General features: G+C 49.1%; 7 protein-coding genes. 3 read left to right on the forward strand and 4 right to left on the reverse strand.

Features of this window, described 5'->3' with window-relative positions:
* From tadA to HRU21_11680, 3 genes are all read left to right on the forward strand, one after another.
* On the forward strand, positions 1-434 hold a 434-nt coding region (tadA, locus tag HRU21_11670; protein NRA42947.1), incomplete at its 5' end, for a Flp pilus assembly complex ATPase component TadA.
* A gap of 35 nt (positions 435-469) precedes the next feature.
* On the forward strand, positions 470-1621 hold the full coding sequence (locus tag HRU21_11675) for a PilT/PilU family type 4a pilus ATPase (protein ID NRA42948.1): 1152 nt from the start codon (positions 470-472) through the stop codon (positions 1619-1621).
* A gap of 14 nt (positions 1622-1635) precedes the next feature.
* Positions 1636-2412: a hypothetical protein gene (locus tag HRU21_11680; protein NRA42949.1), complete on the forward strand. Its 777-nt coding sequence runs from the start codon at positions 1636-1638 to the stop codon at positions 2410-2412.
* Here HRU21_11680 and ruvX read toward each other — a convergent pair.
* The 4 genes from ruvX to HRU21_11700 all read right to left on the reverse strand — a co-directional run.
* Positions 2404-2823, reverse strand: a complete 420-nt coding sequence (ruvX, locus tag HRU21_11685; GenBank protein NRA42950.1) for a Holliday junction resolvase RuvX — start codon at positions 2821-2823, stop codon at positions 2404-2406. The two genes, HRU21_11680 and ruvX, sit on opposite strands and share 9 nt — an antisense overlap.
* Entirely contained in the window at positions 2823-3389 is a 567-nt protein-coding gene (locus HRU21_11690) for a YqgE/AlgH family protein (protein NRA42951.1), read from the reverse strand. Before HRU21_11690 ends, ruvX begins: the two co-directional genes overlap by 1 nt.
* A 2-nt stretch (positions 3390-3391) precedes the next feature.
* A complete protein-coding gene (locus HRU21_11695; GenBank protein NRA42952.1) occupies positions 3392-4267 on the reverse strand; it encodes an energy transducer TonB in 876 nt (291 codons plus the stop codon).
* 6 nt (positions 4268-4273) lie between these two features.
* A partial coding sequence (locus HRU21_11700) for a glutathione synthase (GenBank protein NRA42953.1) occupies positions 4274-4471 on the reverse strand: 198 nt, incomplete at its 5' end.

Here is a 4471-nt window from a genome sequence, read left to right on the forward strand (position 1 = left end):
TGGGTGAATTACGTGATTTAGAGACCATTAAGCTGGCACTGGAAGCTGCAGAAACCGGTCACGTGGTTTTTGGCACCCTACATACGCAATCGGCAGCGAAAACCATTGACCGTATCATCGATGTTTTTCCCGCGGCCGAAAAAGCAATGGTGCGTTCAATGTTATCGGAATCGCTTCGTGCTGTGATTTCACAGACCTTGATGAAAAAAACAGGCGGCGGCCGCGTAGCGGCGCATGAAATCATGATCGGCACCCCGGCAATCCGAAATTTGATTCGTGAAGACAAGGTTGCGCAGATGTATTCTGCGATTCAAACCGGCGCCTCGATAGGTATGCAAACCCTTGATCAGTGTTTGTCGGATTTGGTGGCGAGAAGATTGGTAAGCAAAGAAATTGCGCAATCAAAGGCGAAAAATCCTGATGACTTTCGTTAACTGTTGAGTGTGTTACTGAATTAGCGGGTAAAATTGTGGAAATTGATCGACTGCTTAAAATCATGGTGGAGAAAAATGCCTCCGACCTGTTTATTACTACTGGCGTGCCGCCCAGCATCAAAATTAATGGCAAAGTTGTGCCGGTTACTACGACCAAGTTAAGCCCTGAAAAGTGTCGTGAAACCGTACTCTCGGTCATGACTGATGCGCAACGCAAAGACTTTGTCCGTGATAAAGAATTAAATTTTGCCATTTCTGCGCGCGGCGTCGGTCGCTTTCGTGTTAGCGCGTTTTATCAGCGTAATCTCGTGGGTATGGTTTTGCGGCGTATTGAGACGCAAATACCCGATATCGATGATCTTGGCTTACCCAAAGTTATTAAAGATGTGGCGATGACCAAGCGCGGCTTGATTGTGTTTGTGGGGGGTACCGGTACCGGTAAATCAACCTCGCTGGCGGCGATGATTGGCCATAGAAACCGCAACTCTCGCGGCCATATTATTACTATCGAAGACCCCATTGAATTTATGCACTCGCATCAAGGCTGTATCGTTACCCAGCGCGAGGTCGGCATAGATACCGACTCGTTTGAAGTCGCGCTGAAGAACACCTTGCGACAGGCGCCAGATGTGATATTGATTGGTGAAGTCAGAACTCAGCAAACCATGGAGCATGCCATTACCTTTGCTGAAACCGGACATTTATGCCTATGTACCTTGCATGCGAATAATGCCAACCAAGCGCTGGATCGTATCTTAAACTTTTTCCCGCCTGAGCGACATGATCAGCTGTGGTTGGATTTATCGCTGAATCTTAAGGCAATGATTGCACAGCAGTTAATCCGCACCCCTGATGGCCAAGGTCGCGTCGCGGCGATTGAGGTGATGTTGAATACGCCGTTGGTTTCAGACCTCATAAAAAAAGGCGATGTGACGGCAATTAAGCCGCTGATGGCAAAATCTAATGAGGTTGGTATGCAAACTTTTGACCAAGCCTTATTCAGATTATACAAGGCGAATAAAATCACCTATGACGATGCGCTTAATTCGGCAGACTCCGCCAATGATTTACGCTTAATGATTAAGCTCGATTCTGAGCATGACTTTATGGAAGATGCAGACCGTGGTGGCTTATCGCTACAGCAGGATGATGATGAAAAACGCGGCTCTGGACTTAGCTTTCGTTAGCTTGAGTTAACTCTATGCAACCCTCCTCAATGTCGCTAGACGATTTTTTATGCGCCCGTCATCCTGAGCATCAGCTGCAGATTAGCGATATTGTATTGGTGCAAAAAAACCAAAATTTAGCGCACAAAATCATACGCTTTGGCACCGCTAGCGAGTTTGTGCATGCGGCCCTGATTTTTTGCGTGCCTCACAACCAGCAAGGTTATGATAAGGCCTTTCTCATTGAGTCGTCTTCTGCTGGCGTAGACTTGACCTCTCTAGAAGACTATACCGATTGCTCTGCCAAGCAGGTGGCCCTAGTGATCATGCGTTATCAAGCCCAGTGGTTTGATGAGGCGGCTAAAAAACGCGTGCGCGGTGAAATGCTGAATGCGATTAAAGCAGAATATGACTGGCGCTCAATTGCGCTAATTATGTTAAAAGTGGCGATAGGCTGGTTTGTTAATCCCAGCAGTCTGCGCGCGGATCGATATAAGCAGGCGATCCGACGAGGCTATGAAAAAGCCAAGCATAGGCCCAGCCGATTTATTTGCTCGGGCTTTATTCAATATGGTTTTTGGCGCACACAGCAGCGCTATACAGACCAGCAAGACTGCGACTGCTATTTTGCCGACGGGCCAGTGGATGAGCTCACACAGGCGGACCTATTGACGGTTACGCCAGCAGATATTTTTGCCAGCGAGCGACTGCAGGCCAGCTATGTGATCGCAAATAAGCGTGTCTATCCGGTGAGCTCTAAAGACGAAGCGGCAGCATTACTAAAGCAAGCCGCTAAGGGTAAGCTAAGCTGATTGCTCAGGCGCGCCGCTGCTAAACCAACTCTGTAAAATCATCACTGCAGCTAAGGAATCAACCGCATCACGCTTGTAGTTATCCGATGGCTGAAGCGACTTTGCTTCGGCCGAGCTTAAACGCTCGTCCCAAACATAGCTGGGCTTACCAAAGCGCCCATGTAGCCGTCGTGCAAATTTTCTAGCGCGCTGGCACATGGCGTTTTCGCTATCATCCATATTCAGCGGCAGACCCGTTAAAAACACATCAGGCTGGTACTCTTGCACCAGATTTGTCAGTTCATGCCAGTCGGGTATGCCGTCGCGTGCTTTGATTTCTTTTAAGGGCCGGCCATTGCCAAGCAGGCTGTTGCCAAACGCGACGCCAATCCGTTTGGTGCCAAAGTCAAAACATAGCACGCTTAAGGTCATTATGCCTGACCTGACATAGCGCTTAAGTGCGCGGCCGAAATGCCAAGCTCGTTGAGGCAAAAGTCGTAACGTTTTGACCAAGACATTGCAAACAAACGCTGTGGTTGAGTCTCGGCCACCAGCCAGTGATTATCTTGCAGCTCTTGCTCAAGCTGACCTTGATCCCAGCCGGCATAGCCCAATGCGATTAAATAATGCGCTGAATAGTTGGCCTCAGCAATGGCCGTTAAAATGTCGCTGGAGGTGGTAACGCTGATGCCAAAATCATACTGTGCTTCGGCTTGCCAGCGTGTAGTGGGTGATGAGGGGTGAATAATAAAGCCTTGCTCAGCGTGAACCGGGCCACCAATGAACGCTGTTTGCTTGAATGCGTCGGCATCGTAAGCATCCAGCACGCTGTGAATGATGTCTCCCTCAGTCAGCTGGTCTGGCTGATTGATGATTAGCCCAAATGCGCCAGACTGGCTGTGCTCTAGCAGTAAAATAATCGCCTTTTCAAAGCAGTCGCCCTGATGTGCAGGCATGGCAACGAGCAGCTTGCCCGCCAGTGACGATGCATCCAGCATAGTTAACTGCGCTGCCTTTGAAATCGATCTTGCTGAAATTGCCAGGTGCGAGGAATTTTTAGCTCATCCATTGATTGTTTCATGGCAGGCGGAAAAGGTTTGAAGGGGCTGGCCAGCCTAACAATTCTGAGGGCTGCATCATCAAGCACCTTGACCCCAGAGGATTTGGTTACCTGTACCGACTTCAATTTGCCATCCGAGTGAAGCACTACGAGCACCTCAACATTGCCGTATAAGCCCTTGGCTTGCGCTTCACGCGGATAATGCTGATTGCCAATGACTTCAATGCGTTGTTGCCATTCGTACAAATATGCAGCGTCAACAGCAGCCTTGGTCGCCACCGAGGCATTGTTTGAAAGACTGGGCAGTCGAGCAAAGGTTTGTTTTTCCTGTGCCAGTTTGGCGCGCAGTGAGGCAAGTTCGATCTCGCGTTTGAGCTGGCTGATTTCAGCCTCGATGGCATCTTGTTTTTGCTGCTGTTGTTGCGCCTCTGTTGGTGCAGCGCGCGATGCGGATAAAGTGCTTATTTGCAGCGACTCTGAGGCTTGCTGATGATCCGCAGCTGATGTGGCAACAGGGTTGATGGGTTTTATGGTGGCGCTATCAATGATGGCAATCTCCTGTGTTGCCAGCTCCTGCTTGTCAGATAGCTGGCCCGAAGCCTCCTGATTAGTTTGTGCCAAAAAATCCGCGTCAACAATCTCTTTTTCGCTGCTGTAATTGGCGAGGGTGATATCCAGTGTTGACACTGCGGGCGGTGCTGGTGGTTTCAAAGCAAAACCCAAGCCGAGAATAACGGCCACATGCATTGCGACTGCCATGGTGGCAGTAAACCCGAAACGGTCATGTGTTTTAGCAGCAGGGTCGTGATACAGCATAATCGATTAAGCGTGTAATTTTTCGTCTATTACATCCATAAGCTGACCGGCGATATTTAGCTGATGTGCTCGGTCAAGTTCACGAATGCAGGTTGGGCTGGTGACGTTGATTTCCGTCAAGTAATCGCCAATCACGTCAAGCCCAACAAACAATAAGCCTTTTTTCACTAATGTGTCAGCGACTTGTTCACAAATCCAGAAGTC

The organism is Pseudomonadales bacterium (assembly GCA_013215025.1).
Taxonomy (GTDB): domain Bacteria; phylum Pseudomonadota; class Gammaproteobacteria; order Pseudomonadales; family DT-91; genus DT-91.

What these genes read in the sequence shown, in the direction of transcription:
- HRU21_11680 (NRA42949.1), top strand. Translation starts at nt 1,636, where the DNA reads ATGCAACCCTCCTCAATGTCGCTAGACGATTTTTTATGCGCCCGTCAT.
- ruvX (NRA42950.1), bottom strand. Translation starts at nt 2,823, where the DNA reads ATGACCTTAAGCGTGCTATGTTTTGACTTTGGCACCAAACGGATTGGC.
- HRU21_11690 (NRA42951.1), bottom strand. Translation starts at nt 3,389, where the DNA reads ATGCTGGATGCATCGTCACTGGCGGGCAAGCTGCTCGTTGCCATGCCT.
- HRU21_11695 (NRA42952.1), bottom strand. Translation starts at nt 4,267, where the DNA reads ATGCTGTATCACGACCCTGCTGCTAAAACACATGACCGTTTCGGGTTT.